We start from the raw sequence: 25214 nt of genomic DNA, 5'->3' as shown, positions 1-25214 counted from the left end.
CCCTTGACCACCATCGTTTCAATTCGCCGCAACGGCAAAGTCGTCATGGGCGGCGACGGCCAGGTTTCCCTCGGCAACACCGTGATGAAAGGCAACGCGAAGAAGGTTCGCCGCCTCTACCACGGTGAGGTGCTGGCCGGCTTCGCCGGCGCCACCGCGGACGCCTTCACCCTCTTCGAACGCTTCGAAAGCCAGCTCGAGCGGCATCAGGGCCACCTGGTGCGCGCGGCCGTCGAACTGGCCAAGGACTGGCGTACCGACCGTTCGCTGAGCCGTCTGGAAGCCATGCTGGCGGTGGCCAACAAGGATGCCTCGCTGATCATCACCGGAAACGGCGACGTCGTCGAACCCGAGGATGGCCTGATCGCCATGGGCTCGGGCGGCGGCTTCGCCCAGGCCGCGGCCATGGCGCTGCTCAGGCACAGCGAGCTGTCGGCGCGCGAGATCGCCGAAAGCGCATTGAACATTGCCGGTTCGATCTGTGTCTTCACCAATCAGAACCTCACTCTCGAAGAGCTGGATTCGGCGATCTGACGCGTCTCCACCTCCCTCCGCCGCCCGGCCCGAGCGCCGCGCGGCCAACGTCTGCAACGAGCCAACCACTATGTCCATGACGCCCCGCGAGATCGTCCACGAACTCAACCGCCACATCATCGGCCAGGAAGATGCCAAGCGCGCCGTCGCCATCGCCCTGCGCAACCGCTGGCGGCGCATGCAACTGCCGGCCGAGCTGCGCCCCGAGGTGACGCCGAAGAACATCCTGATGATCGGCCCGACCGGCGTCGGCAAGACCGAAATCGCCCGGCGCCTGGCCAAGCTGGCCAACGCCCCGTTCATCAAGGTGGAAGCGACCAAGTTCACCGAGGTTGGCTACGTCGGCCGCGATGTCGAATCGATCATCCGCGACCTCGCCGACGCAGCGATCAAGATGCTCCGCGAGCAGGAAATGGTCCGCGTCGCCCACCGCGCCGAAGACGCCGCGGAGGAACGCATCCTCGACGCGCTGCTGCCGCCGGCACGCACCGGCTTCAACGACGACGCGGTGCCGAGCGGCGACTCGAACACCCGCCAACTGTTCCGCAAGCGCCTGCGCGAAGGCCAGCTGGACGACAAGGACATCGAGATCGAAGTGGCGGAAGCCCCGGCCGGCGTGGAAATCATGGCGCCGCCCGGCATGGAGGAAATGACCAGCCAGTTGCAGAACCTCTTCTCCAACATGGGCAAGGGCAAGAAGAAGAGCCGCAAGCTGAAGGTCAGGGAAGCGCTGAAACTGGTCCGCGACGAGGAAGCCGCGCGCCTGGTCAACGAGGAAGAACTCAAGGCCAAGGCGCTGGAAGCCGTGGAGCAGAACGGCATCGTCTTCATCGACGAGATCGACAAGGTCGCCAAGCGCGCCAACGCCGGCGGCGCGGACGTCTCCCGCGAGGGCGTGCAGCGCGACCTGCTGCCGCTGATCGAGGGCAGCACGGTCAACACCAAGCTGGGCATGGTCAAGACCGACCACATCCTGTTCATCGCCTCGGGTGCCTTCCACCTGTCCAAGCCCAGCGACCTGGTGCCCGAGCTGCAGGGCCGCCTGCCGATCCGCGTCGAACTCAAGGCGCTGTCGCCGCAGGACTTCGAGCGCATCCTCACCGAGCCGCACGCCTCGCTCACCGAGCAGTACCGCGAACTGCTGAAGACCGAAGGGCTGCACATCGAATTCGTCGAGGACGGCATCAAGCGCCTCGCCGAGATCGCCTGGCAGGTCAACGAGAAGACCGAGAACATCGGTGCACGGCGCCTGCACACGCTGCTCGAACGCCTGCTAGAGGAAGTCTCGTTCAGCGCCGGCGACCTCGCCTCGCAGCAGAACGGCGCGCCGATCCGCATCGACGCCGCCTACGTCAACGGCCACCTCGGCGAACTGGCGCAGGACGAAGACCTGTCGCGCTACATTCTCTGAACCTGCCCCGCGGCGAGGGCCGATCCTTCGTCGCGGGTGAATCCGCTGGAGTTCCACCGATGCGCGTCCCCACCGCGATCAAACTGCGCAAGGCGTCGAAGACCCTGGACCTGGAATACGGCGCCGAGCGTTACAGCCTGCCCGCCGAATTCCTCCGCGTGCATTCGCCGTCGGCCGAAGTGCAGGGTCACGGCACGCCGGTCCTGCAGCACGGCAAGATCGCCGTCGGCCTGAGCAAGGTCGAGCCGGCGGGCAACTACGCGTTGAAACTGACCTTCGACGACGGCCACGACAGCGGCCTGTTCAGCTGGGACTACCTGTACCAGCTGGCTACGCACCAGGAACAACTCTGGGCCGAGTACCTGGAGCAACTCTCCGCCGCCGGGCGCTCGCGCGACCCCAGCGAATCGGTGGTCAGGCTGATGCTCTGAGCGCCAGTTCGAAGCCGAGCCGGCGTCGGCAAGGGCAACGGGCGGCGCTCAGGCCTGCCCCAGCGCCTTCTCCAGGCTACGCTCGATCTTCGCCTGGATCGGCGCCTTCATCGCGGCGAGCATCAGGCCCAGTTTCAACTCGATGCGTACCCTGTCTTCCTCGACCTGAATGCGCCCATTGGCCGCCGAGTGACTCAGCTCGAGATCGTCGCCGGCCCATTGCGAGCTGACGCCGAAGTCGCTGGCGAGCCGGGCGGCGATTGCCTCGGCCTTGCCGCGGGCGGCTTCCAGGCCGAGGGAATGTTCACGTTCGATGCGGATGGAGGACATGCAGGCTCCTTGCTGCGGCAGTTGGACGCGGCACTATATCAAGCGCGACCGGCCACGCCCCACGGCGGCGCACGCAGCGCACAGCGCGTGGCGCCTGGCGTCGGCTTTTCGGTTTAGAATGGCCGCCACTTTTATCCACCGGTGCCTGCGACATGAACGATCCGCTTAACCGCCAAGACGCCGAGCCCACCACCCACTTCGGCTACAAGAGCGTGCCGGAGAGCCAGAAGGCGCAGAAAGTCGCCGAGGTGTTCCATTCGGTGGCGGCCAAGTACGACCTGATGAACGACCTGATGTCCGGTGGCGTTCATCGCCTGTGGAAGCGCTTCACCATCGAGCTCTCCGGTGTACGCACCGGCAACCGGGTGCTCGACATCGCGGGCGGCACCGGCGACCTGACCAGGCAATTCTCGCGCCTGGTCGGCCCGACCGGCGAAGTGGTGCTGGCCGACATCAACGCCTCGATGCTCGCCGTCGGCCGCGATCGACTGATGGACAAGGGCGTCTCCGGCAACGTCAAGTTCGTCCAGGCCGACGCGGAAAAGCTGCCGTTCCCGGACAATCACTTCGACGTGGTGACCATCGCCTTCGGGCTGCGCAACGTCACCCACAAGGAAGACGCCCTGCGCTCGATGCTGCGCGTGCTCAAGCCGGGCGGCCGGCTGCTGGTGCTGGAGTTCTCCAAACCTTCCAGCGCGCTGCTGTCCAAGGCCTATGACGTCTACTCGTTCAGCCTGCTGCCGATGATGGGCAAGCTGATCACCAACGATGCCGACAGCTACCGCTACCTCGCCGAGTCGATCCGCATGCACCCGGATCAGGAAACCCTCAAGGGCATGATGGCCGATGCCGGTTTCGCCGCGGTCACTTTCCACAACATGACCGGCGGCATCGTCGCCCTGCATCGGGGAATCAAGCCCTGATGATCACCCAGGCCCTGCTCGCCGCCGCCGAAAGCGGCATCAACCGTATCCTCGCGCTGGACAGCAGCGCACAGGCGCGCCTCGCCGGGCTGTCCGGCAAGGTGATCGAGGTCGATTGCGCCTCCCCCGCGGTGCGCCTGTTCATCCTGCCTCACGCGGACGGCCTGCGCCTGGCCCGGCAATGGGCGGCGCCGGCGGACTGCGTGCTGCGCGCCCCCGCCGGCACCCTGCTGCGCCTGGCCACCAGCCGGCAGAAGACCGCCGTGCTGCATCGCCCGGACGTGCAGATCGACGGCGACAGCGGCGTGCTGATGGAACTGTCGGCGGTACTCCAGGACCTCGAGCTGGACTGGGAATACGAGCTGTCGCGCTGGATCGGACCGGTGGCCAGCCATGTCCTCGGCAGCCGCCTGCGGGGCGCGTCGAACTGGGCCGAGCAGAGCCTCGACAGCCTGCGTCTCGACCTCAAGGACTACCTGGCCGAGGAAACCGCCAGCCTGGTCGGTGCCCGCGAAGCCGAAGCACGTTTCGCCGAACTCGATGCGCTGAAACTGGCTCTCGACCGTCTTGAGGCGCGTGTCGAGCGTCTCGTCCAAGGACCCAAACCCCAAGCATGAAGCTGTTCGCCGCGCTAAGCCGCCTGCTCCGCATCCTCTTCGTGGTGATCCGCTATCGCCTCGACGACCTGGTCCTCGAACTGCCGCTGCCCTGGTACCTGCGCGTCTGCGGCTACCTGCTGCCATGGCGCTGGCTGCCGCGGCGCACCTCGCCGCACAGCCGCGGGCAGCGCCTGCGCCTGGCGCTGGAAGGCCTCGGCCCGGTATTCATCAAGTTCGGCCAGATTCTCTCCACCCGCCGCGACCTGCTGCCCGAAGATATCGCCGACGAGCTGAGCTTCCTGCAGGACAAGGTGCCTCCGTTCCCGCCCGAACAGGCCGTGGCCCTGATCGAGTCGCAGCTCGGTGCGCCGATCGCCAGGCTGTTCGCCCGCTTCGAGCAGCAACCGCTGGCCTCGGCCTCGGTAGCCCAGGTGCATAGCGCGCGCCTGCACAGCGGCGAGGAAGTGGTGGTCAAGGTGGTTCGTCCGGGGCTCAAGCCGGTGATCGCCCAGGATATCGCCTGGCTGTTCCTGATCGCCCGGCTTGCCGAGCGGCTGTCCAGCGAGGCACGCCGGCTGCACCCAGTGGAAGTGGTCAGCGACTACGAGCGGGTCATCTACGACGAACTCGACCTGCTTCGCGAGGCGGCCAACTCCAGCCAGTTGAAGCGCAACTTCGCCGGCTCGCCGCTGCTCTACGTGCCGCAGGTGCACTGGGATTACTGCCGGCCGAAAGTGCTGGTGATGGAGCGCATCTACGGCGTTCCGGTCACCGACCTGGCGACCCTCGCCAGCCAGCGCACCGACATGAAGCTGCTCGCCGAGCGCGGCGTGGAGATTTTCTTCACCCAGGTGTTCCGCGACAGCTTCTTCCACGCCGACATGCACCCCGGCAACATTTTCGTCAGCACCCAGCAACCGTGGAACCCGCAATACATCGCGGTGGACTGTGGCATCGTCGGCAGCCTCACCCCGGAAGACCAGGATTACCTGGCACGCAACCTGGTGGCGTTCTTCAAGCGCGACTACCGCAAGGTGGCGCAGCTGCACATCGACTCCGGCTGGATTCCCAAGGACACCAAGGTGAACGAGTTCGAGGCGGCGATCCGTACCGTCTGCGAGCCGATATTCGAGAAGCCGCTGCGCGACATTTCCTTCGGCCAGTTGCTGCTGCGCCTGTTCCAGACCGCACGGCGCTTCAACATGGAAATCCAGCCGCAGCTGGTGCTGCTGCAGAAGACCCTGCTGAACATCGAAGGCCTCGGCCGCCAGCTCTACCCGGACCTCGACCTGTGGACCACCGCGCAACCCTTCCTCGAACGCTGGATGAAGGAGCGGATGAGCCCGAAAACCCTGCTGCGCAACCTGCAGACACAACTCGAACAGGTGCCGCACCTGGCCAACATGACCCGCGACCTGCTCGAACGGATGTCGCAACCGCATGCCGAAGACCCGCCGCCGCCCTGGCGCGAACGTCGCGACGGCGGCATCTTGCGCCTGCTCGGTGCAGCCCTGCTCGGCGGCGGTGCGGTACTCGCCGCGAACGCCGGGTCGCTGAACGCGATCGAGGCCTGGCCGATGTGGATCATGGCCGCTGCGGGTCTTTACCTGGTCGTGCGCCGATAGCCAGCCGCGTCATCGGCTGGCACACTAGGTCCCCTCCATAGACACTGGCAGTACGGCGCGAGCCCTGCGAACAGGGCGCGCCGGCGCGGAAAGACACCATGAAAGACTGGCTTGACGAGATCAACTGGAACGCCGACGGCCTGGTCGCCGCCATCGCCCAGGACCACCGTACGGGCCGGGTGCTGATGATGGCCTGGATGAACCGTGAGGCGCTGAGCCTGACCGTCGCGGAAAACCGGGCGATCTACTGGTCGCGCTCGCGCAACAAGCTCTGGCGCAAGGGCGAGGACTCCGGTCACGTGCAGAAGCTCCACGAACTGCGCCTGGACTGCGACGCCGACGTGATCATCCTGATGGTCGAGCAGGTCGGCGGCATCGCCTGCCACACCGGGCGCGAAAGCTGCTTCTACCGGGTTTACCAGGAGGGCGACTGGAAGACCGTCGAGGCGCCGCTGAAAGACCCGAAAGCCATCTACGCGGCGGGCCATCAGCATGACTGACACACTCGACCGCCTGGCCGCAGTGCTGGAGGCGCGCAAGGGCGCGTCGGCCGACAGCTCCTACGTCGCCAGCCTGTACCACAAGGGCCTGAACAAGATCCTGGAAAAACTCGGCGAGGAATCGGTGGAAACCATCCTCGCCGCCAAGGACGCCGCCAATAGCGGCGACTGCAGCGACCTGATCTACGAAACCGCCGACCTGTGGTTCCACAGCCTGGTCATGCTCGCCGCCCTCGGCCAGCATCCGCAGGCCGTGCTGGACGAACTGGACCGGCGCTTCGGCCTCTCCGGGCATGCCGAAAAGGCCGCCCGCTCCGACTCCCACTAATCACACGAGGTTCTCCATGGGCATTTTCGACTGGAAACACTGGATCGTCATTCTCATCGTCGTAGTACTGGTTTTCGGCACCAAGAAGCTCAAGGGCCTGGGCGCGGATGTCGGCGAATCGATCAAGGGCTTCCGCAAGGCGATGAACGACGACGAGCGCCCGACCGAAGAGCCGAAGGCCTCGACCACGCCGCTCGAGCAGCCGCACACCATCGACGCCCAGGCGCACAAGGTCGAAGAGCCGGCGCGCAAGGATTAATCCATGTTCGGTATCAGCTTCGGCGAACTGCTGCTGATCGCCCTGGTGGCGTTGCTGGTTCTCGGACCGGAGCGCCTGCCGGGCGCGGCGCGTACCGCCGGCCTTTGGGTGGGCCGGCTCAAGCGCAGCTTCAACGCGATCAAGCAGGAAGTGGAGCGCGAAATCGGCGCCGACGAGATTCGCCGGCAGCTGCACAACGAGAACATCCTGTCGCTGGAGCGCGAGATGAAGCGCAGCATCCAGCCGCCGACGAACACCACGCCGGAGCAGTCCGCCGCCGCTTCGCCGGAGACCGTGGAGGCCGCGCTGCATCCAGAGCCGAAGAGCGATGCCCTGTCGCCGCCGGCGGTCGATACTCCCGTCACGCCAGAGCCGCCGCGTAATCCATGAGCGAGATACCGGAACAGGACCAGGAAATGCCCCTGGTTTCGCACCTCACCGAGCTACGCACGCGCCTGCTGCGCTGCGTGGCCGCGGTCTTCCTGATTTTCATCAGCCTGCTGTACTTCTCCAAGCAGATCTACGCCTACGCCTCGGAACCGCTGCGGCGCTTTCTCCCCGAAGGCGCGACGATGATCTCCATCGATCCGGCCTCGGCGTTCCTCGCGCCATTGAAGCTGACCATGATCGTCTCGGTGCTGCTGGCGATGCCCATCATCCTCGGGCAGATCTGGGGCTTCATCGCGCCAGGCCTGTACAAGCACGAGAAGCGCATCGCCGTGCCGATGCTGGCGTCGAGCATCGTGCTGTTCTACGCCGGCATGGCCTTCGCGTATTACCTGGTGTTCCCGCTGATGTTCCACTTCTTCATCAGCCAGGCGCCGGAAGGCGTCACCACGATGACCGACGTGAACAGCTATCTGGATTTCCTGACCCTGCTGTTCGCCTTCGGCCTGACCTTCGAGATTCCGGTCGCGGTGGTCCTGCTGACGCTGATCGGCGTCGTCGACGTCGCCTACCTGAAGAAGATCCGCCCTTACGTGATCATCGGCTGCTTCGTGGTCGGGATGATCCTCACCCCGCCGGACCCCATGTCGCAGACCCTGCTGGCCGTGCCGATGTGGATGCTCTTCGAGGTCGGCCTGCTGTTCTCGCGCTTCGTGCGCAAGAGCCGCGACGAGCGCGAAGAAGCCGAAAGCACCGACCAGCCGCCCGCACCACTGCCGTGAACCTGCTGTTGCTGGAAAACGCCGACTTCGTCGCGGCGGACCGGGCCATCCTGCGCGATCGCCGCCTCACCCATCTGCATGACGTGCACCGCGCGGAGGCCGGCGACAGCCTGCGCGTCGGCCGCCTGGGCGGGGCGATGGGCACGGCGCGCCTGCTGCGGCTGCAAGCCGACGAAGCGGAACTGCAGGTCGATCTCGACCAGGCACCTCCGGCCAAGCTGCCGCTGACCCTGCTGCTCGCCCTGCCGCGCCCGAAGATGCTTCGCCGCGTGCTGCAGACGGTCGCCGCCATGGGCGTTCCGCGCCTGGTCCTGCTGAACAGCTACCGGGTGGAAAAGAGCTTCTGGCAGACGCCGTTCCTCGAGCCTGCCGCGATCCGCGAACAGCTGATTCTCGGCCTGGAACAGGCGCGCGACACGGTGCTGCCGGATGTGAGTATCGAGAAGCGCTTCAAGCCCTTCGTAGAGGATCGACTGGCATCGGTCGCTGCCGACAGCCTCGGTCTAATCGCCCACCCGGGCGACTACCCCGCCTGCCCGCGCGGCGTCGACGCTCCCGTGACGCTGGCGATCGGCCCGGAAGGCGGCTGGATTCCCTATGAAGTCGAGAAGATGATCGCGGCGGGACTGGCGCCCGTGCAGCTCGGCGATCGTATCCTGCGGGTCGAAACCGCCGTCACCGCCCTCCTCGCCCGCCTGTACTGAGCCCGCGTCCTGCGGATTTTCACGGTTCGCTTGTAAAATTGTCCTACACCTCTATAGAGTCGCGACCTGCGGCCGATAAGCGCAGCATCCCGCCCCCAGAGAATGGCCTTCATGTCGTGGAGACACTCGATGGATTGGTTCGACAACCTTAGCGTCAAACTCAAACTCGCCCTGGGCTTCGGCCTGGTGCTGCTGCTTACCCTGCTGATCACCCTTACCGGCTGGTTCAGCCTGGGACAGACCATCGAGCGCGGAGACAAACTGGGCGCGGCCGCGCGCTTCGGCGAAATGACCAAGGACCTGAACGTCTCCCGCCTGCAGTATCTGATCAAGCAGGAGCCCGCCACCGCCGAACGGCTGCGTGGCCGCCTCAAGGACATCGACAAGATCTCCGACGACCTGGGCGCGACCCTCGACCCCGACGACATGGAACTGGTTGGCGAGCAGGACGCCACCAATGACGCCTACCAGAAAGCCATCGAGCTGCTGGGCCAGGCCTACCAGACCCGCGAGGCTGCCCGCGCCAGCCTTGGCAGCAATGCCGATCACGCCGTGCAACTGATCACCGCCCTGGAGCAGCGCGTGCTCGATGACAGCGCGCTCGACGATGCCACCCGGCTCGCCGAGTTCCGCCTCGTCGCCCAACTGCGCCTCGCTGTGCAGCAGGCGCGCTACCAGGTGCGCGGCTACACCTACAGCAACGATCCGAGCGTGCAACAGACCGCGCTCGACGCCGTCGACGCCGCCATCGGCAGCGTCACCCAACTGGGCCAGCAGACCGGCGCGGCGGATGCCAGCCTGGGCGAAATCGCCACCGCACTGCAGGCTTACCGTAAGGCTGTCGCGCAGTTCCGGACCGCCAGCGATGCGGCTGCCGCTCAGTTCGCCGCCATGCAGAGCGAGGGTGAGCGCTTCCTGCAGATCGCCCAGCAGCTCTACCAGATCCAGAACGAGAAGCGCACCAGCGAAACCGGGCGCACCCGCGGGCTGCTCGCGATCAGCGCCGCGTTGGCGCTGCTGATCGGCGTGTTCGCTGCGGCGCTGATCACCCGGCAGATCACCCGCCCCCTCAACCTCACCCTGGTCGCGGCGGAACGTATCGCGTCCGGCGACCTAGGCCAGGACATTCAGGTGCGACGCAAGGACGAACTGGGCCAGTTGCAGAAGAGCATGCAGCGCATGACCCTCAACCTGCGCGAGCTGATCGGGCATATCCGCGACGGCGTCACCCAGATCGCCAGCGCCGCCGAACAGCTGTCCGCGGTCACCGAGCAGACTAGCGCCGGGGTGAACAGCCAGAAGAGCGAGACCGACCAGGTCGCCACCGCGATGAACGAGATGGCCGCCACTGTGCTGGAAGTCGCACGCAACGCCGAGGAAGCCTCGCTCGCCGCCAGCAATGCCGATCGCCAGGCTCGTGAGGGCGAAACCGCGGTGAACGACGCGGTGGGGCAGATGGATCGCCTGGCCGCCGAAGTGAGCCGCTCCAACGACGCGGTCGGCCTGCTCAAGCAGGAAAGCGAGCGCATCGGCAGCGTGCTCGACGTGATCAAGTCGGTCGCCGAGCAGACCAACCTGCTGGCGCTCAACGCCGCCATCGAGGCCGCCCGTGCCGGGGACGCCGGACGCGGTTTCGCCGTGGTCGCCGACGAAGTACGCGGCCTGGCGCAACGCACGCAGAAATCCACCGAGGAGATCGAGGAGCTGATCGCCGGCCTGCAGAGCGGCACCCAGCGCGCCGCCAGCCTGATGGACAGCAGCCGGGCGCTGACCGAAAGCACGGTTGAGCTGACCCGCAGCGCCGGCAGCCGTCTCGGCGACATCGCCCGGGCGGTGTCGACCATCCAGGCGATGAACCAGCAGATCGCCGCCGCGGCCGAACAGCAGGGCGTGGTCGCCGAGGAGATCAACCGCAGCGTGATCAACGTGCGCGACATCTCCGAGCAGACCGCCTCGTCCAGTGAGGAAACCGCAGCCTCGAGCGTCGAGCTGGCCCGCCTGGGCGCCGAACTGCAACAGCGCGTGGCGCGCTTCCGGACCTGATCGCCCCGTCGTCGGCGCCCGCGCGAAGGGCGCCGCACGGGTCGCCGTGACTATGGTCTACTGCGGGTGGAAACCCCAGGAGGCCGACGATATGCGCGTATTGACCATCGACATGCACCGCCTGGAACGCGCACTGGACGATCCGGGCCCTCTCGAGCACTACCTCGACCTGCACAGCGGCGAGTTCATCTCACTGGATGCCGACGCCCCCGACGCGCAGACCCTCCACCAGCTGGAAAGCGATCCCGAGCGCTATGCCGGCATCCCGCCGCTGGACACCGCCGACCGCATCGACATGCGCGAGGCATTCCTCTTCGACCTGCACGACCCGCACGCCCATCCGCTGCTGGCGGCGGCCCTGCAGAGCCGGCGACCGCTGCGCACCTTCGGCTACGAGCTGGAGCAGTTTCCCGCTGCACGCCAAGCCTGGCCGATCTATGAAAAGGCCCGGCTGCACGAGCTGGCGCTGAACTGGCTGATGGAACTGGGACTGGAGCCGGCCGCGGCGGACACGGCGGCGGATTCGTCCATGCCCGAAGGCATCCGCCGGCGTCTACTGAGGGCCTGAAACCGTCGAGGAACCGGGCGGCGATGCGATCACGCATCGCTGCTTCGGATTCAGACCGCGGGCTGGGGAAGTCCGTCGGCCTTGAGGGTGCCCGCTGGCGGGTTGGCCGAGGCGGCGGGGAGTTTTTCCCAACCGGCCAGCCAGGGTGCCACGCCGTTGCGCCAGACCTGCGCATGCAGGCGCGACAGCGCGACCGGGTCGCTGAGCAGGAACATCTTGCGCGTACCGTCCAGGGCCTTCGGCCCTTCGCTGAGGGCGCGCTCGATCTGCTGCTGACGCTGCCGCTCGATGATCTCGCTGTGACCATGGCGAGCGGTTCCCAGCGCGCAGGCCAGCGCGTTCAGCGAGGGATCGACGACCGCTTTGCGGAAGCCGTCCTTCAACTGGTTGTCGCGGTTGAGCTGGGTGTACTCGTCGGTGGCGCTCAGTTCGCGCGGCGTGTTGCTCTCCTCGGGGATCACGAACAGCTTCGCGCGGCGCGTGGCGATACCCGGACGCGAGCGGCTGGAAAGCACCGAGACCGGAATCGACAGCATCAACGACAGCACGATCGGCGACAGCCACCAGAGGAACTGCGGGTTCAGCCAGGCGACCAGGGCGGTCCAGGCGGCGCCGAGCAGCGTCTGCATGCCGTGGCGACGGATCGCTTCGCTCCATGGCGTGGCGTCGTCGTCACGCTGCGGCGAATTCCACTGCACTGACCAGCCGAGGAATGCCGCCGTCACGAAGATCGTGTGGTAGAGCATGCGCACCGGCGCCAGCAGCATGGAGAAGAACATCTCCAGCAGCATCGACACCGTGACCTTGAACTTGCCGCCGTACTCCCGCGCGCCCTGGAACCAGATCAGCATCACACTGAGCAGCTTGGGCAGGAACAGCATCAGCAGCGTGGTGGAGAACAGCGCAATGGCCTCCTCCGGACGCCAGCGCGGCCACACCGGGAACAGCTGGCCCGGCTGCAGGAAGTACTGCGGCTCGAGCAACTGGTGGATCGCCAGCAGCGCGGTGGAGAGTACCAGGAAGAGGAACCACAGCGGCGCCGACAGGTAGGACATCACCCCGGTGAGGAACACCGCGCGGTGCACCGGGTGCATGCCCTTGACCAGGAACAGGCGGAAGTTCATCAGGTTGCCGTGGCACCAGCGACGGTCGCGCTTGAGCTCGTCGAGCAGGTTGGGCGGCAGTTCCTCGTAGCTGCCTGGCAGGTCGTAGGCGATCCACACGCCCCAGCCGGCACGCCGCATCAGCGCGGCCTCGACGAAGTCGTGGGAGAGGATCGCCCCGGCGAAGGCACCTTTGCCCGGCAACGGCGCCAGCGCGCAGTGCTCGATGAACGGCTTCATGCGGATGATCGCGTTGTGCCCCCAGTAGTGCGACTCGCCGAGCTGCCAGAAATGCAGGCCGGCGGTGAACAGCGGGCCGTAGACGCGCGTCGCGTACTGCTGCATGCGCGCATAGAGGGTGTCCATGCCGGACGCCTTGGGCGCGGTCTGGATGATCCCGGCGCGCGGATTGGCCTCCATCAGCTGGGTCAGGCGCACCAGGCATTCGCCACTCATCACGCTGTCGGCGTCGAGCACCACCATGTAGCGATAGTCGCTGCCCCAGCGGCGGCAGAAGTCGTCGATGTTGCCGCTCTTGCGCTTCACGCGGCGACGCCGGCGGCGGTAGAAGATGTGGCCGAAGCCCTTCACCTCGCGGCACAACTCGAGCCAGGCGTTCTGCTCGGCGACGCAAACGTCCGGCTGGTTGCTGTCGCTGAGCACGAAGAAATCGAAGTGCTCAAGCTGCCCGGTGGCGGCCAGCGATTCGTAGGTCGCGCGAAGACCGGCGAAGACGCGCGGCACGTCCTCGTTGGCGATCGGCATGACCAGCGCGGTACGCGCCTGCGGGTCGATCGGCTCCTCGCCGGTGGAACTGGCCGAGATGCTGTACTTGTCGCGCCCGGTGAGCAGTTGCAGGAAGCCCATCAGCGCGGTCCAGAAACCTGCCGAGACCCAGCAGCAGAGCAGCGCGAAGAGCAGCAGGATGCTGGTCTGCACGACATAGGGCAGGACCTGGCGGATCGAGGCGAGCCAGCCCTGCTGGAAGACTTCCTGCAGATCGACCATGCCCCAGCCCTGGTACGGCAGCACCTGCTTCATGTACCAGGTCGCGACCACGGTCTGCGCCAGCATCAGGATCAGCAGGATCATCCGCCGCCAGGCACCGACGGTGCGCCAGTGCGCGTACTCGTCGGCCTCGGCGGGCGGACGCAGGCGCTTGGGCGGCGCGCCGAACAGCTTGCGCCAGCCGCGCACCAGTGGGTTGGTCATCCAGGGTTCGGGCAGCATGCGGGTACGCCGCACCGGCGGAGTCGCCTTGAGGCAGACCCGCTGCCCGGCGTCGACGCCGATCACATCGCTGTTGCGCAGATCCGGCCAGGCCAGCTCCAGGCGACGGCCGACCGAGTCCAGCGCGGCTTCGCCGGTGGCGCCGTTCACGCGTCCCCGCGTGGCCAGCCCGCCGAGCAGCACGTCGATGTCGTCCGCAGTGGCAAGATCACCGTCCTCGGCGGACAGTCCCAGATGGTGCCGGTAGGCCTCGACGGGCGAGGCGCTTTCATGGGGTTTATTCATCGGCGGGCAACTGGTAGCTCCAGGTTTCGCTGAGGGTGCGCTCGCCATCGACCAGCGCGGCACGTATTTCCACCGGCAGCGTCGGGTCCTTGACCTTGAAGCGCAGGGTCAGGCGCCGGCCCTTGGTCACCGCGTTGTAGCGCAGGCTGTTCTCGACCAGCTCGCCGTTGTCGCCGACGCTGACCTGGCTGCTCAGCGGCTCGCCCTCGGCGCGCGCTTCCAGCGCCGGGCCGACGAAGTCGACCAGCAGGGCGATGCTGCCGTCGGCCTGACGGATCAGATTGGATTGCTTGACGTCGCCAGTGGAGCGGCGGGTCTGGGCGACCCAGGCGCTGTCCTGCGCATGCAGCGCCGGCTCGTTCAGCGTCCAGTGCTGGCGATAGTCCAGTTCCAGCGGCTCGCCGTTCGCGGGCAATTCCGCCGGGGTCCAGAAGGCGACGATGTTGTCGTTGGTCTCGTCCGGCGTGGGGATTTCCACCAGTTGCACCTGGCCTTTGCCCCAGTTGCCCTTGGGCTCGATCCAGGCACTCGGACGCAGGTCGTAGCGGTCGTCGAGGTCCTCGAAGCGGGCGAACTCGCGGCCGCGCTGGAGCAGGCCGAAGCCTTTGGGATTCTCGACCGAGAAGGCGCTGACGGCGAGGTGTTTCGGATTGTTCAGCGGGCGCCATAGCCACTCGCCGTCACCGGCGTGGATCGCCAGGCCGTCGGAGTCGTGCAGCTCCGGGCGGTAGTTGAGGTGCGGGGATGGCTGGTTCGAGCCGAACAGGTACATCGAGGTCAGCGGCGCCAGGCCGATGCGATTGACGGTGTCGCGCAGGTAGACCCGCGACTTCACGTCGACCACCGCGTCGTCGCCCGGACGCAGGATGAAGCGATAGGCACCGGTGGCACGCGGCGAGTCCAGCAGCGCGTAGATCACCAGGTGCTTGTCACCGGCCTTCGGACGCTCGATCCAGAATTCGCGAAAGCGCGGAAACTCTTCGCCGGACGGCAGCGCGGTGTCGATGGCCAGGCCGCGCGCGGACAGGCCGTAGGTCTGGCCCTTGCCGATCACGCGGAAATAGCTGGCACCGAGCAGGGTCATCACTTCATCCTGCTTGTCCGCCTTGTTGATCGGATAGAGCACGCGGAAGCCGGCGTAGCCCAGGTCCTTCAGCGCTTCCGGGCTGTGATCGAGCTGCAGCGAACCGAAGCTGAAGTTGTTCGGGTCGTACTGGATTTCATGGACGCTGGTGGCGGTGACTTCGTTGAGTTTCACCGGTGTGTCGAACTGCATGCCCTGGTGATAGAAGCTCAGCTTGAAGGGGGTATCGCGCTCGGCCCAGAACAGCTTGTCGGAGCGGTACTGGATCTGCTGGTAGTCGGCGAACTTGAGGTCGCGCAGCGACTTGGGCAGGTTGTTCTTCGGTGCTTCGTAGGCCTTGTCGGCCAGATTCTTCGCTTCCGTGCCAACGTCGTCGAGGCTGAATGCCTGGACCTGCGCGGCGCCGAAGGCGGTAAACAAGGCAAAACCCAGCAGCATCGGGCGAAGCTTTTCGGGCCAGGAAGCTGCTGCAATGGAATGAGAGACCAACGTAATCCCCTTACTCGTCAGATTGCTTCTATAAGCCGCAAGCTAGACGGCGATGACCCATAAACGACCGCGTGAGTACGCAATGATTCCCCGAAGCCGCCCTGGGCAGCCTCTCGGGGTGTGAATGATGAGGGACGACGAACGGGCTCGGCAAGCGGCTGCACGCCGCTAATCACCGGACGTTGAGGCCAATGGCGTGGCATCGATGGTTTCCCGCTGCGTTGCCGTATGAAAAAAAACTGCAGGCGACCACGTAAGGACGCTTCCCGGGGGTGACCGGCAGTCTCTTTCCTACAGCACTTGGCGCAGGAACGCCTGCGCGCGCGGGTCTTTCGGATGGGCGAAAAACTCCGCCGGAGCGGTGTCTTCGAGCAGCTTGCCGTGATCGAAGAACAGCACCCGGTCCGCCACTTCGCGGGCGAAGCCCATCTCGTGGGTCACGCAGACCATCGTCATGCCTTCCAGCGCCAGGGTCTTCATCACGTCCAGCACCTCGCCGACCATTTCCGGGTCGAGTGCCGAGGTCGGCTCGTCGAACAGCATCACCTTCGGGTCCATGCACAGCGCCCGGGCGATCGCCACGCGCTGCTGCTGGCCGCCGGAGAGGCGCGACGGGTATTCGTTGACCTTCTGCCCGATGCCCACTTTCTCCAGCAACGCCCGCGCCTTGTCTTCGCGCTCGGCCTTGCCGCGCTTGCGCACCACCTTCTGCGCCAGGCAGAGGTTCTCCAGCACGGTCATGTGCGGGAACAGGTTGAAATGCTGGAACACCATGCCGACTTCCCGGCGATAGGCGTTGATGTCGGTCTTCGGGTTGGCCAGGTCGAGCCCGTCGATGCTCACCGAACCGGAATCGATGTCCTCCAGCCCGTTGAGGCAGCGCAGGAAGGTCGACTTGCCGGAGCCGGACGGGCCGATCACCACCAGCACCTCGCCCTTGGCCACATCGGTGGATACATCGTCGACCGCGCGCACCACGTGGCCGCGGGTGTCGAACACCTTGGTCAGGTCGCGTACTTCAATCACTTTGCGCGAGCCTCCGCTCCAGCTTGTTGGCGATTTGTGACAACGGCAGGTTGATCACCAGATACAGCGCGGCGACGCAGAACCAGATCTCGAAGGTCGAGAACGAGGTGGTGATCGCCTCCCGGCCGCTCTTGGTCAGTTCGGTGATGGCGATCACCGAGACCAGCGAGGTGTCCTTGACCAGGCTGATGAACTGCCCGGCCAGCGGTGGCAGCACGCGCTTGAAGGCCTGCGGCAGGATGACGTGGCGCATCGCCTGGGGAGCGTTGAGGCCCAGCGAGCGCGCCGCCTCGGTCTGCCCGCGGGCGATCGACTGCACCCCGGCGCGAACGATCTCGGCGACGTAGGCGCCGGTGAACAGCGCCAGTGCCGCCACCCCGGCGAACTCGCGGGACAGGTTGAGCACGGTGCCGATGAAGAAATAGAAGATGAAGATCTGCACCAGCAGCGGCGTGCCGCGCACCAGTTCGACATAGACGCTGGAAAGATCGCGCAGGGTCGGGTTCGGCGACAGCCTGCACAGGCCGGTGAACAGGCCGATGACCAGCCCGGCGGCGCCGGCGGCGACGGAAATCCACAGCGTGGTCCACAACCCCCAGAGCAGCGGACCGGCAGCCCAGTGACGGTTCACGCCCAGGCTGTCGCCTTCGCTGACGTCATCGCCTTCGGCGACCAGCAGGCTGTTGCGGGCGACTTCGACGACCTGCTGCTTGCCACTCTCGGTGGCCAGGGTGACACGGGCTCGGTCGCCGTCTTCGACGACGGACTCGACACGGCCGAAGTCGGCAGCGCGCTGCGCGTCCTCGGCCTGATAAGCGAAATACTGCGGCACACGGTTCCAGCGCCACTCGTAGGAAATCAGCGAGGTGGAATACCAGATACCGGCGGCCAGCCCGACCAGGATCAGAACGGTCAGCAGGTGCCAGGGCCAGAGGGGACGTTTCTTCTTGGTCACGGGATATCTCGGGTACAACGTGGAGGCGGACACATCGTAAAAGCGCCGAGGACCGCGCGGGCGGCCCTCGGCGACTCTTACTTATTCCATATCCTTGAGCCAGTCGGTGTTCTTGAACCACTTGGCATGGATGCGATCGTAGGTGCCGTCCTTCTTGGCCTGGGCCAGGAAGTTGTTGATCCAGTTGAGGCTGTCGTAGTCGCCTTTCTTCAGACCGAACGCCAGCGGCTCGTAGGTGAAGGGCTCTTCGATGAACAGCAGCTTGCCGGCGCCGGCCTTGGTGACCGCGACGACGTTGTACGGGGCGTCATAGATGAAGGCATCGGCCTTGCCGTTGACCACGTCCATCACCGCTTCCTGCTCGTTGTCGAAGCCGTTGTACTTGGCCTGGGCGATCAGCTTCTTGGCGACCATTTCGCCGGTGGTGCCGATCTTCGAGGTGATGCGGTACTTCGGATCGTTGAGGTCCTTGTACGACTTCACGTCGTTGGCCAGTTCCTTGCGGATCAGCAGGGTCTGCCCGACCACGATGAAGGGTTCGGAGAAGTTGATCCGCAGGTTGCGTTCCTGGGTCAGGGTCATGCCCGAACCGATCATGTCGAACTTGTCGGTCAGCAGCGCCGGGATGATGCCGTCGTAGCCGGTGGAAACCAGTTCAAGCTTGACGCCCATGGCCTTCGCCATCGCCTTGAGCAGGTCGACTTCGAAGCCGATGATCTCGCCCCGTTTATTGGTCATTTCGAAGGGCATGTAGGTCGGGTCCATGCCGACGCGCAGGGTGCCGCGCTTGACCACATCGTCGACCATGCCGGCGTGGGCCAGGCCGCTCAGGGCGCAGGCGGATAACAGCAATGACGCGAGAAATCGTTTCATTTCATCTCCAGAAGGGGGCAATTTCCATGGAAGCTCGCCGAGCGGACCGACCGCTCGCTGGCGGCGCATGCTAACCGCAGGCGCCGCCCAAGGCGAGCCAGGATGAGGCAAGAAAGGAGCCAATCGTCGTGCGACAGATCAGCTTTCGAGCAGGAAAGTCACTGGCCCGTCGTTGACCAGATGCACCTGCATGTCGGCGCCGAAGCGGCCGCTGGCGACACGCGGATGCCGTGCGCCGGCCTGCGCCAGCAGATGCTCGAACAGCGCACGCCCCTGCTCCGGCGGCGCCGCGCTGGAGAAGCTCGGGCGCAGGCCGCTGCGGGTGTCGGCGACCAGGGTGAACTGGGACACCAGCAGCAGGCCGCCGCCGACGTCGCTCAGCGACAGGTTCATCTTCCCGTCGGGGTCGGAGAACACGCGGTAGTTGAGCAGCTTGTGCAGCAGGCGCTCGGCGCTGGCCGCATCATCGTGCTTTTCGACGCCAATCAGCGCCAGCAGGCCCTGGTCGATCGCGCCGACGGTTTCGCCCTGCACCTCGACGCGTGCACCACGCACGCGCTGCAACAGTGCCTTCACGCCTCTTCCAGAGGCAGATCGAGCAGGCGCCGGGCCATTTCGTTGGTGGCACGCACCAGCGCATCGATGATGCCCGGCTCGGAGGCCGCGTGGCCGGCTTCGCGGACGATCTGCAGTTCGCTGTTCGGCCAGGCCTGGTGCAACTCCCAGGCGTTGTCCAGCGGCGTCACCACATCGTAGCGGCCGTGCACGATGACGCCCGGCAGGTGGGCGATCTTCGGCATGTCGCGCAGTAGCTGGTTGGGCTCGAGGTAGGCGTCGTTGACGAAGTAGTGACACTCGATCCGGGCGATGGACAGCGCGCGTTCGTGGAAACGCTCGACCGTCTGCGGGTTGGGTCGCAGCGTCAGGGTGCGCCCTTCCCAGCAGGCCCAGGCCTTGGCCGCACCCATCTGGGCGATCTGGTCGCTGCCGGTGAGGCGTTTGTAAAACGCCTGGACCAGGTCGCCGCGCTCTTCCTGCGGGATCGGCGCCAGGTAATCCTGCCAGTAATCGGGGAACAGCCGGCTGGCGCCTTCCTGGTAGAACCAGGAAATCTCCTGCGGCCGGCAGAGGAATATCCCGCGCAGGATCAGCGCGTGCACGCGCTCGGCGTGGGTTTGCGCGTAGGCCAGCGACAGCGTCGAGCCCCAGGAACCGCCGAACAGCACCCACTTGTCGATGCCCAGGTGCTCACGGATGCGCTCCATGTCGGCCACGAGGTCCCAGGTGGTGTTGTTCTCCAGGCTCGCATGCGGCGTCGAGCGCCCGCAGCCGCGCTGGTCGAAGGTGACGATGCGGTACAGCCGCGGATCGAAGAAGCGCCGCGACAGCGAATCGCAACCGGCGCCCGGCCCGCCGTGCACGAAGAGCACCGGCAAACCATCCGGCGAGCCGCTTTCGTCGACATAGAGCTGGTGCGTGTCATCCACCGCCAGCTCATGGCGCGCGAAAGGTTTGATCTCCGGATACAACGTTTCCATTGCTGCGCTCCCGTAGTTGACGAAGGACCCCGGCGGGTACTGCTGTGCTGTCTTGGCGGGCATCATAACCATGAATGGCCGAACTCGGGATGACCGTCGGTTCATTTATCTGCCGACCGCGATCCACGCCATCCAGCCATCAGAAAACGTAGGGAATGAACATCCGGCTGCGCTGCATGTAGAGGCGGTAGGCCTCGCCGAAATAGGCCAGGCATTCGCTCTCGTCGCATCGCGCCGCCCGATGCAGCAGCACGCTGGCGACGCCGGCCAGAAGCAGCGTCAGCGGACCGATCTGCTTGCAGCAGATGCCCCAGGTCAGCAGCAAAAGGGAGCAGTACAGCGGATGCCGGATGAAGCGGTAGATCCCGCCGGTCACCAGTTGCGAGGTTCGCTCGAAGTCGAACAGTTCGGCGTCGGTGCGCCGGCCGCGGTTCGGCCGACCGTAACGCAGCAGTTGGTAGAGGCCGAGGAACAGCACCGCCAGCGAGCCGAACAGCAAAACCCAGGACACCTTCTGATGCAGCGCGAAGCGGTCCTCGAACCACACCGGCGCGTTCACCACGAACAGCGCGAGCATCGCCTCCCAGGCGAAGAAACGGTAGAACCCATGCGAGTTCGGCCGGCGCAGGGCCTGCCACGAGACGCCTGTCAGAACCAGGCTTCCCAGCAGGAATCCCAACCATTGCTGCCACATCATCCCTATTCCTTCTCCCGCCCTGATCGTCCGGGCCCGACACCACGCGGCCGCCGCCCCCTCTGTTACACTGCCAGCCCCTTCGCTGCGACCGCAAGCAATGGACCGCGATCAACTGCACACGCTGCTGCCGCATCAGGGTGAAGCCCTCTGGCTGGATCGCCTGATCGAGCACGACCCCGCGCGCATCATCGGCCTCACCGCCTGGCATCACCTCGCTGCGTTCGGCGAAGAGGCCTCGCCCTGCCTGCTGTTCGAAGCCGCCGCGCAGCTGTGTGCGGCGCATGGTGCCCTATATGGCGCCGACGATTCCATCGAGATGGCGCTGGTCGGCAAGCTCTCGCACCTCCTCCTGCATCACGAACCGCAACGCCGCGACGGAGCCCTGCAGGTCAGCGCGACGCAGGAGGCCCTGAGCCCGGCCGGTGCGCTGTACGCCTTCGCCGTGCATGCCGAGGGGCGCCTGCTGCTGGACGGCAAACTGCTGCTGGTGCTGGTCCATGCTTGAACTGGAAGGGCTCGGTTTTCGCTATCCGGGCGCCGAGTCGGCGGCGCTGGAGAACATCCACCTGCAGCTGGAACCGGGCCAATGCCTGGGGCTGCTCGGCAGCAACGGCGCCGGCAAGACCACCCTGCTCTCGCTGATCAGCGGCGTGCTGCAGCCGCAACAGGGCGAGATCCGCTGGCGCGGCCCGCGTCGCCTGGCCCTGGTGCCGCAGCAACTGGCGTTCTACGCCGGCCTGAAGGTGCGCGAGAACCTCGAGCTGTTCGCTGACCTCTACCGCCTGCGCGGCGCCGAACGCCGCGACCTGATGGAACGCTGCATCGCCAGCACGGCGCTGGAAGACAAGCTGTCGCGCCGCGCCGAGCGACTCTCCGGCGGCGAGCAGCGCCGCCTGAACTTCGCCATCGGACTGCTGCAACCGGCCGCGCTGTACCTCTTCGACGAGGCCACCGTGGGCGTCGACGCGCGCAGCCGCCAGTTGCTCCTGGGCGCCGTGGAGGCTCTCACCGCCAGCGGCAAGGCGGTGATCTACACCAGTCACTACCTCGAGGAAGTCGAGCGCGTGGCGCAACGCATCTTCCTGCTGCACGAAGGCCGCGTGCGCCTCGATGTGGACAAGCGGGAGTTGCTCGGCGATGAACACGGCCTGTTGCTGGAGTGGCCCCGACAGGCTCCGCCCGGCCTGGATGAGCTGCTGGCCGGGTTGCAACTGACGGCGGAGACGATCCCCAACGGAATCCGCATCGCCGCGCTGGACGGCCATCAGCTCCAGGCCATCAGCGACTTCATCGCCAGGCAGGACGAGTTGCCCAGCCTGCTGCGCTTCGGTCGCCCGTCGCTCGAGCAACTGTACCTGCGCCTCAACGGAGGAAGGCTGTGAGACTGCGCGCCCTGGTCCGCAAGGAAGGGCTGCTGCTGGCCCGCGATCCGCATGCGCTTGCGGTGCTGTTCATCATGCCGGCGCTGTTCCTGCTGCTGATGGCCTTCGCCATGTCCAGCTACCTGCAGGACCGCCCGCCGCCGCTCAGCCTGGTGCTGGAAGCGCCGCAGGTCAGCGACTCGAGCCGCTTCTTCGCCGACGCCCTGCAGGCGCAGCTGCCCGACAGCCGCCTGCTCGCCGACAGCCCCGAGGCGCTGAGCCGGGTGATCCTCCCGGCGGACTTCGACAGCACATTGCTCGATACGCCGCACCAGGGGCCGACGCTGAGTTTCCCGGCGCGGGTCGACAGCCTGTCGCGCCAGCGCGTGCGCGGCGCGGTGACCATCGCCTTGGCGCAGACCCGCCTGCTCGCCTACCTGCAGGACAGCGGCGCGCTGGACGGCGACCTCACGCCGACGCAGCGCCTGCAACTGGTTCAGGAGCGCACGCAGAGCACGATCGAGGAACAGGACCAGTTGCTCAGCGGCGAGCTCAGCGGCCGCGCCAACGCCACCCAGCTGAGCGTGCCGGCCTGGCTGATCTTCGGCATGTTCTTCGTGGTGCTGCCGATGGCGGGCGGATTCCAGCGCGAACAGGCGAGTGGCACCCTGCTGCGCTTTCGCGGCCTCGGCCTGAGCCTCGCCACGCTGGCCCTGAGCAAACTGCTGCCCTACCTGGCGATCAACCTGTTGCAATTCGCCCTGCTTCTCGCCCTCGGCCACTATGGGCTGCCGCTGCTCGGCCTGCCCGCGCTGAGCCTGCCCGGCAGCCCGCTGGCCTATGCAGCGCTGGCGCTGAGCATCGGCCTCGCCACCGGCAGCCTCGGCCTGCTGCTCGCAGCCCTGGCGCGCAGCGCCGAGCAGGCGCTGTTGCTCGGCGGCGGGCTGAATATAATCATCGCCGCGCTCGGCGGGATCATGGTCCCGAAGAGCGTGATGCCCGCCGCGATGGCCCGGCTGGCCGAGCTTTCGCCGATGAGCTGGGCGCTGGACGCCTTCCTGACCCTGCTGGTGGGCCACGGCTCGCTGGCCGACGTCGCCCCCTACTGCGCGCGCCTGCTGCTCTTCGCCCTGGTGCTGGGCGCTGGCGGGTTGTTCCTGTTCCGTAAACGAGTGCAGCAAACGCAATGGACAACACACAACTAGAAGAACAGCTCAAACGTCTGCTGATCGTCGAATGCGACAAGGAAGACGACATCGACTGGCAGAGCATCACCGATGACGAGCCGCTGTTCGGCCAGAAAAGCCGGGTGCAGATGGACAGCCTCGACGCCCTGCAGGTCTCGCTGGCCCTCCAGCAGCACTACAACGTGCGCATCGAAGGCGCCAAGGACGGCCGGCGCATCCTCAACAGCATCGCCAGCATCGCCGCCTTCATCAGGCAGCAGCAGTGACGCCGGTCTACCTGCTGCGCGGCGCCCTGCACTGTGCGCTGGGAGACGACCTTGCCACCGCCAGCCGGGCCCTGCGTGAAGGTCAGCGGGCGACTGGCCGTGAGTTCGTGCTGCATGACGTACAGGAGCCGCGTACCTACCTGAATGTGCCGGCGAGCGAGGAAAGCCTCGACCAACGCCTGGATCGTCTGCTGGGCGAAACCCTCGGGGCCGATTGCGGCGTGCTGGACGACTGCCTGCTGATTGTCGCCAGCACCGCGCTGGATATCGTCGAGCTGGAAACCCTGGCGGCGGAGCGCGGCGGGTTCGTGCCAAGCGACTCCACCTCGCTGGATCGGCTTGCCGGGCAGCTGCGCGAGCGCTGGGGGTTCGCCGAGGCTTACACCCTGAACACCGCCTGCACGAGCGCCGCCAATGGCCTGCTGTATGGCGCCCGCCAGTTGGCCGCCGGTCTGTTTACCCATGTGCTGGTACTGGCCTTCGAAACGCCGAGTGCCGTGGCCATGCAGGGCTTCGGCGCCCTCAACCTGCTCAGCCCCAGCGGCCGGTACCGGCCGTTTCACCCCGAGCGCGACGGCCTGGTGCTCGGCGAAACCTACTGCGCCGCCCTGCTCGGGCTGGAACCCGGCAGCGCGCCGCTGGCCCGCCTGCTCGGCGGCTTCAGCGCCTGCGACACCACCAGCCTGACCACCACCCGCGAAGACGGCAGCCATATCGACTGGGTGATGCGAAAGGCCCTGGCCAGTGCCGGGCGCGATGCCGGCGATATCGCCCTGATCAAGCTGCACGGCACCGCCACCCAGGCCAACGACCACGCCGAAACCAACGGCATGCTCAGCCTCTATCCCGAGCGCATGCCGGCGCTGTGCGTGCTCAAACCCTGGCTCGGCCACACCCTCGGCGCCTGCGGCCTGAGCGAAACCCTGCTGCTGATGCACGCCCTGCAACAGGGGCCTCTGCCTGGGCTGGACTACGCCACCGAGGCCAGCCTGCCGCTGAGCGGCCAGCCCCTTCAGCTGGCCGATGACGCCCTGGTGCTGGCCAACTTCTTCGGTTTTGGCGGCAACAACGCCAGCCTGGTGCTGCAAGGCTGCGGGGGTGAGCAATGACGGTCATCGCCGCCAGTAAAATCCATGGCCTGGCCACGACCGGCGACAAGGACCTGAAAGCCGCGCTGAGCCAGCACCTGAGCAACCCGCCGCGGCGCATCGACAGGCTGATCTTTCAGGCGCTGCTGGGCGGTGCGTTGATCAAGGCAGACATCCGCAGCGACTGCGGCCTGTACCTCGCCTCCCACCACCCCGCTCGACCGACCATGATCGCCCTGCTGGAAGCGGTGTGCGTGCAGCACAAGCAGCCCAAGCCTTTCGAGTTCGTCAACAGCGTCAGCAATGCCGCCGGCTTTCATGTGGCGCAGCAGCTGGGGCTGGAAGGACCGAACCTGTTCATCGGCGCAGGGGCGAAGGTGTGGTCGCAGCTGTCGAATCTGGCGCGGCTGGATTTGCAGGATGGGGTGGTCAGCCAGGCGCTGCTCTTGGTCGTGGACGATCGGGGGGATTTTTGTGTGCAGGGGGTGTTGCTGGAGGGGCGCGATGTTCCGGCCGCCGATAGCTTCGAAGCGCTGGCTGCGGGTGTCGAGGTGCGACGCCTCGCGCTCGGCGCCACCTGAACCGCCGCCCTCTCCCCCCGCCCTCTC

Annotated in this window: 29 protein-coding genes and 1 pseudogene; 21 read left to right on the top strand and 9 right to left on the bottom strand. The window is 66.3% G+C overall.

Annotated features, from left to right (window positions below; all coding sequences use genetic code 11):
• Nucleotides 1–3 precede the first annotated feature (3 nt).
• The 3 genes from hslV (at nt 4) to B2X67_RS00855 (ending at nt 2376) form a co-directional block, all read left to right on the top strand.
• The gene (gene hslV / locus B2X67_RS00865; protein WP_286784314.1) at nt 4–534 is read left to right on the top strand and encodes an ATP-dependent protease subunit HslV; all 531 of its coding nucleotides are present in this window, start codon (nt 4–6) and stop codon (nt 532–534) included.
• 70 nt (nt 535–604) lie between these two features.
• Nucleotides 605–1945, top strand: a complete 1341-nt coding sequence (gene hslU, locus B2X67_RS00860; protein WP_090225654.1) for an ATP-dependent protease ATPase subunit HslU — start codon at nt 605–607, stop codon at nt 1943–1945.
• A 59-nt stretch (nt 1946–2004) separates the two neighbouring features.
• The gene (locus B2X67_RS00855) at nt 2005–2376 is read left to right on the top strand and encodes a DUF971 domain-containing protein (protein WP_286784313.1); all 372 of its coding nucleotides are present in this window, start codon (nt 2005–2007) and stop codon (nt 2374–2376) included.
• Nucleotides 2377–2424: 48 nt separating this feature from the next.
• Here the strand turns inward: B2X67_RS00855 and B2X67_RS00850 are convergent, their stop codons facing one another.
• Nucleotides 2425–2706, bottom strand: a complete 282-nt coding sequence (locus B2X67_RS00850; RefSeq protein WP_090225651.1) for a polyhydroxyalkanoic acid system family protein — start codon at nt 2704–2706, stop codon at nt 2425–2427.
• 152 nt (nt 2707–2858) lie between these two features.
• Between B2X67_RS00850 and ubiE the strand changes: the two genes are divergently transcribed.
• The 12 genes and pseudogenes from ubiE (at nt 2859) to B2X67_RS00795 (ending at nt 11424) form a co-directional block, all read left to right on the top strand.
• Nucleotides 2859–3629, top strand: coding sequence for a bifunctional demethylmenaquinone methyltransferase/2-methoxy-6-polyprenyl-1,4-benzoquinol methylase UbiE (gene ubiE / locus B2X67_RS00845; RefSeq protein WP_090225649.1), 771 nt, complete (start codon nt 2859–2861; stop codon nt 3627–3629).
• Nucleotides 3629–4246, top strand: coding sequence for a ubiquinone biosynthesis accessory factor UbiJ (locus B2X67_RS00840; RefSeq protein WP_090225648.1), 618 nt, complete (start codon nt 3629–3631; stop codon nt 4244–4246). Before ubiE ends, B2X67_RS00840 begins: the two co-directional genes overlap by 1 nt.
• A complete protein-coding gene (gene ubiB / locus B2X67_RS00835) occupies nt 4243–5853 on the top strand; it encodes a ubiquinone biosynthesis regulatory protein kinase UbiB (RefSeq protein ID WP_286784312.1) in 1611 nt (536 codons plus the stop codon). Before B2X67_RS00840 ends, ubiB begins: the two co-directional genes overlap by 4 nt.
• A gap of 98 nt (nt 5854–5951) precedes the next feature.
• Nucleotides 5952–6353 carry a phosphoribosyl-AMP cyclohydrolase gene (hisI, locus tag B2X67_RS00830; protein ID WP_273232682.1) on the top strand — a complete coding sequence of 134 codons (402 nt, stop codon included), beginning with the start codon at nt 5952–5954 and terminating at the stop codon, nt 6351–6353.
• The gene (locus B2X67_RS00825; RefSeq protein ID WP_273232681.1) at nt 6346–6681 is read left to right on the top strand and encodes a phosphoribosyl-ATP diphosphatase; all 336 of its coding nucleotides are present in this window, start codon (nt 6346–6348) and stop codon (nt 6679–6681) included. Before hisI ends, B2X67_RS00825 begins: the two co-directional genes overlap by 8 nt.
• 16 nt (nt 6682–6697) lie before the next feature.
• On the top strand, nt 6698–6940 hold the full coding sequence (locus tag B2X67_RS00820; protein WP_090225641.1) for a twin-arginine translocase TatA/TatE family subunit: 243 nt from the start codon (nt 6698–6700) through the stop codon (nt 6938–6940).
• 3 nt (nt 6941–6943) lie between these two features.
• Complete coding sequence (gene tatB, locus B2X67_RS00815; protein ID WP_286784311.1) at nt 6944–7330, top strand: Sec-independent protein translocase protein TatB; 387 nt, start codon at nt 6944–6946, stop codon at nt 7328–7330.
• On the top strand, nt 7327–8109 hold the full coding sequence (gene tatC, locus B2X67_RS00810; RefSeq protein ID WP_282342694.1) for a twin-arginine translocase subunit TatC: 783 nt from the start codon (nt 7327–7329) through the stop codon (nt 8107–8109). Before tatB ends, tatC begins: the two co-directional genes overlap by 4 nt.
• Complete coding sequence (locus B2X67_RS00805) at nt 8106–8813, top strand: 16S rRNA (uracil(1498)-N(3))-methyltransferase (RefSeq protein ID WP_286784310.1); 708 nt, start codon at nt 8106–8108, stop codon at nt 8811–8813. The genes tatC and B2X67_RS00805 overlap by 4 nt, the downstream gene beginning before the upstream one ends.
• Nucleotides 8814–8915: 102 nt before the next feature.
• A pseudogene (locus B2X67_RS20770) lies at nt 8916–10001 on the top strand (methyl-accepting chemotaxis protein); the annotation flags it as partial.
• The gene (locus B2X67_RS20765) at nt 9984–10856 is read left to right on the top strand and encodes a methyl-accepting chemotaxis protein (protein ID WP_414703996.1); all 873 of its coding nucleotides are present in this window, start codon (nt 9984–9986) and stop codon (nt 10854–10856) included. The pseudogene B2X67_RS20770 and the gene B2X67_RS20765, both read left to right, overlap by 18 nt.
• A 91-nt stretch (nt 10857–10947) precedes the next feature.
• The gene (locus B2X67_RS00795; RefSeq protein WP_286784308.1) at nt 10948–11424 is read left to right on the top strand and encodes a UPF0158 family protein; all 477 of its coding nucleotides are present in this window, start codon (nt 10948–10950) and stop codon (nt 11422–11424) included.
• A 50-nt stretch (nt 11425–11474) separates the two neighbouring features.
• Here B2X67_RS00795 and mdoH read toward each other — a convergent pair whose 3' ends face one another.
• The 8 genes from mdoH to B2X67_RS00755 all read right to left on the bottom strand — a co-directional run bounded on the left by mdoH (nt 11475) and on the right by B2X67_RS00755 (nt 20704).
• Nucleotides 11475–14042: a glucans biosynthesis glucosyltransferase MdoH gene (mdoH, locus tag B2X67_RS00790; protein WP_286784307.1), complete on the bottom strand. Its 2568-nt coding sequence runs from the start codon at nt 14040–14042 to the stop codon at nt 11475–11477.
• Nucleotides 14035–15564 (bottom strand): glucan biosynthesis protein G, encoded by a 1530-nt coding sequence (locus tag B2X67_RS00785; RefSeq protein WP_282341061.1) that lies wholly within the window; start codon nt 15562–15564, stop codon nt 14035–14037. The genes mdoH and B2X67_RS00785 overlap by 8 nt, the downstream gene beginning before the upstream one ends.
• A gap of 342 nt (nt 15565–15906) precedes the next feature.
• Nucleotides 15907–16641, bottom strand: coding sequence for an amino acid ABC transporter ATP-binding protein (locus tag B2X67_RS00780; protein ID WP_282341059.1), 735 nt, complete (start codon nt 16639–16641; stop codon nt 15907–15909).
• A complete protein-coding gene (locus tag B2X67_RS00775) occupies nt 16634–17596 on the bottom strand; it encodes an amino acid ABC transporter permease (RefSeq protein ID WP_286784306.1) in 963 nt (320 codons plus the stop codon). Before B2X67_RS00775 ends, B2X67_RS00780 begins: the two co-directional genes overlap by 8 nt.
• Before the next feature lie 81 nt (nt 17597–17677).
• Nucleotides 17678–18469, bottom strand: a complete 792-nt coding sequence (locus B2X67_RS00770) for a transporter substrate-binding domain-containing protein (RefSeq protein ID WP_090225625.1) — start codon at nt 18467–18469, stop codon at nt 17678–17680.
• A gap of 138 nt (nt 18470–18607) precedes the next feature.
• Complete coding sequence (gene dtd, locus B2X67_RS00765) at nt 18608–19045, bottom strand: D-aminoacyl-tRNA deacylase (RefSeq protein ID WP_286784305.1); 438 nt, start codon at nt 19043–19045, stop codon at nt 18608–18610.
• A complete protein-coding gene (gene pip, locus B2X67_RS00760; RefSeq protein ID WP_282341052.1) occupies nt 19042–20007 on the bottom strand; it encodes a prolyl aminopeptidase in 966 nt (321 codons plus the stop codon). Before pip ends, dtd begins: the two co-directional genes overlap by 4 nt.
• A 139-nt stretch (nt 20008–20146) precedes the next feature.
• Nucleotides 20147–20704: a methyltransferase family protein gene (locus B2X67_RS00755; protein WP_282341050.1), complete on the bottom strand. Its 558-nt coding sequence runs from the start codon at nt 20702–20704 to the stop codon at nt 20147–20149.
• A gap of 97 nt (nt 20705–20801) precedes the next feature.
• Between B2X67_RS00755 and B2X67_RS00750 the strand changes: the two genes are divergently transcribed.
• From B2X67_RS00750 to B2X67_RS00725, 6 genes are read left to right on the top strand one after another with little or no spacing between them, the layout of a single operon-like run.
• Nucleotides 20802–21209 (top strand): beta-hydroxyacyl-ACP dehydratase, encoded by a 408-nt coding sequence (locus tag B2X67_RS00750; RefSeq protein ID WP_090225622.1) that lies wholly within the window; start codon nt 20802–20804, stop codon nt 21207–21209.
• On the top strand, nt 21202–22086 hold the full coding sequence (locus tag B2X67_RS00745) for an ABC transporter ATP-binding protein (protein ID WP_286784304.1): 885 nt from the start codon (nt 21202–21204) through the stop codon (nt 22084–22086). Before B2X67_RS00750 ends, B2X67_RS00745 begins: the two co-directional genes overlap by 8 nt.
• Nucleotides 22083–23270 carry an ABC transporter permease gene (locus B2X67_RS00740; RefSeq protein WP_286784303.1) on the top strand — a complete coding sequence of 396 codons (1188 nt, stop codon included), beginning with the start codon at nt 22083–22085 and terminating at the stop codon, nt 23268–23270. Before B2X67_RS00745 ends, B2X67_RS00740 begins: the two co-directional genes overlap by 4 nt.
• Nucleotides 23252–23518 carry an acyl carrier protein gene (locus tag B2X67_RS00735; protein ID WP_090225617.1) on the top strand — a complete coding sequence of 89 codons (267 nt, stop codon included), beginning with the start codon at nt 23252–23254 and terminating at the stop codon, nt 23516–23518. The genes B2X67_RS00740 and B2X67_RS00735 overlap by 19 nt, the downstream gene beginning before the upstream one ends.
• A complete protein-coding gene (locus B2X67_RS00730) occupies nt 23515–24627 on the top strand; it encodes a beta-ketoacyl synthase N-terminal-like domain-containing protein (RefSeq protein ID WP_286784302.1) in 1113 nt (370 codons plus the stop codon). Before B2X67_RS00735 ends, B2X67_RS00730 begins: the two co-directional genes overlap by 4 nt.
• On the top strand, nt 24624–25187 hold the full coding sequence (locus B2X67_RS00725) for a hypothetical protein (protein ID WP_286784301.1): 564 nt from the start codon (nt 24624–24626) through the stop codon (nt 25185–25187). Before B2X67_RS00730 ends, B2X67_RS00725 begins: the two co-directional genes overlap by 4 nt.
• The last annotated feature ends 27 nt before the right edge of the window (nt 25188–25214 follow it).

It is taken from the genome of Pseudomonas sp. UBA3153 (assembly GCF_002364635.1).
Taxonomy (GTDB): Bacteria; Pseudomonadota; Gammaproteobacteria; order Pseudomonadales; family Pseudomonadaceae; genus Pseudomonas_O; species Pseudomonas_O kuykendallii.
This window is presented reverse-complemented; position numbering and strand designations above follow the sequence as displayed.

Excerpts from the sequence above, each read along its gene's own strand:
- hslU (WP_090225654.1), top strand. The coding sequence starts at position 605 with ATGTCCATGACGCCCCGCGAGATCGTCCACGAACTCAACCGCCACATC.
- B2X67_RS00855 (WP_286784313.1), top strand. The coding sequence starts at position 2,005 with ATGCGCGTCCCCACCGCGATCAAACTGCGCAAGGCGTCGAAGACCCTG.
- B2X67_RS00850 (WP_090225651.1), bottom strand. The coding sequence starts at position 2,706 with ATGTCCTCCATCCGCATCGAACGTGAACATTCCCTCGGCCTGGAAGCC.
- ubiE (WP_090225649.1), top strand. The coding sequence starts at position 2,859 with ATGAACGATCCGCTTAACCGCCAAGACGCCGAGCCCACCACCCACTTC.
- B2X67_RS00840 (WP_090225648.1), top strand. The coding sequence starts at position 3,629 with ATGATCACCCAGGCCCTGCTCGCCGCCGCCGAAAGCGGCATCAACCGT.
- ubiB (WP_286784312.1), top strand. The coding sequence starts at position 4,243 with ATGAAGCTGTTCGCCGCGCTAAGCCGCCTGCTCCGCATCCTCTTCGTG.
- hisI (WP_273232682.1), top strand. The coding sequence starts at position 5,952 with ATGAAAGACTGGCTTGACGAGATCAACTGGAACGCCGACGGCCTGGTC.
- B2X67_RS00825 (WP_273232681.1), top strand. The coding sequence starts at position 6,346 with ATGACTGACACACTCGACCGCCTGGCCGCAGTGCTGGAGGCGCGCAAG.
- B2X67_RS00820 (WP_090225641.1), top strand. The coding sequence starts at position 6,698 with ATGGGCATTTTCGACTGGAAACACTGGATCGTCATTCTCATCGTCGTA.
- tatB (WP_286784311.1), top strand. The coding sequence starts at position 6,944 with ATGTTCGGTATCAGCTTCGGCGAACTGCTGCTGATCGCCCTGGTGGCG.
- tatC (WP_282342694.1), top strand. The coding sequence starts at position 7,327 with ATGAGCGAGATACCGGAACAGGACCAGGAAATGCCCCTGGTTTCGCAC.
- B2X67_RS20765 (WP_414703996.1), top strand. The coding sequence starts at position 9,984 with ATGCAGCGCATGACCCTCAACCTGCGCGAGCTGATCGGGCATATCCGC.
- B2X67_RS00795 (WP_286784308.1), top strand. The coding sequence starts at position 10,948 with ATGCGCGTATTGACCATCGACATGCACCGCCTGGAACGCGCACTGGAC.
- mdoH (WP_286784307.1), bottom strand. The coding sequence starts at position 14,042 with ATGAATAAACCCCATGAAAGCGCCTCGCCCGTCGAGGCCTACCGGCAC.
- B2X67_RS00785 (WP_282341061.1), bottom strand. The coding sequence starts at position 15,564 with ATGCTGCTGGGTTTTGCCTTGTTTACCGCCTTCGGCGCCGCGCAGGTC.
- B2X67_RS00770 (WP_090225625.1), bottom strand. The coding sequence starts at position 18,469 with ATGAAACGATTTCTCGCGTCATTGCTGTTATCCGCCTGCGCCCTGAGC.
- pip (WP_282341052.1), bottom strand. The coding sequence starts at position 20,007 with ATGGAAACGTTGTATCCGGAGATCAAACCTTTCGCGCGCCATGAGCTG.
- B2X67_RS00755 (WP_282341050.1), bottom strand. The coding sequence starts at position 20,704 with ATGATGTGGCAGCAATGGTTGGGATTCCTGCTGGGAAGCCTGGTTCTG.
- B2X67_RS00750 (WP_090225622.1), top strand. The coding sequence starts at position 20,802 with ATGGACCGCGATCAACTGCACACGCTGCTGCCGCATCAGGGTGAAGCC.
- B2X67_RS00745 (WP_286784304.1), top strand. The coding sequence starts at position 21,202 with ATGCTTGAACTGGAAGGGCTCGGTTTTCGCTATCCGGGCGCCGAGTCG.
- B2X67_RS00735 (WP_090225617.1), top strand. The coding sequence starts at position 23,252 with ATGGACAACACACAACTAGAAGAACAGCTCAAACGTCTGCTGATCGTC.
- B2X67_RS00725 (WP_286784301.1), top strand. The coding sequence starts at position 24,624 with ATGACGGTCATCGCCGCCAGTAAAATCCATGGCCTGGCCACGACCGGC.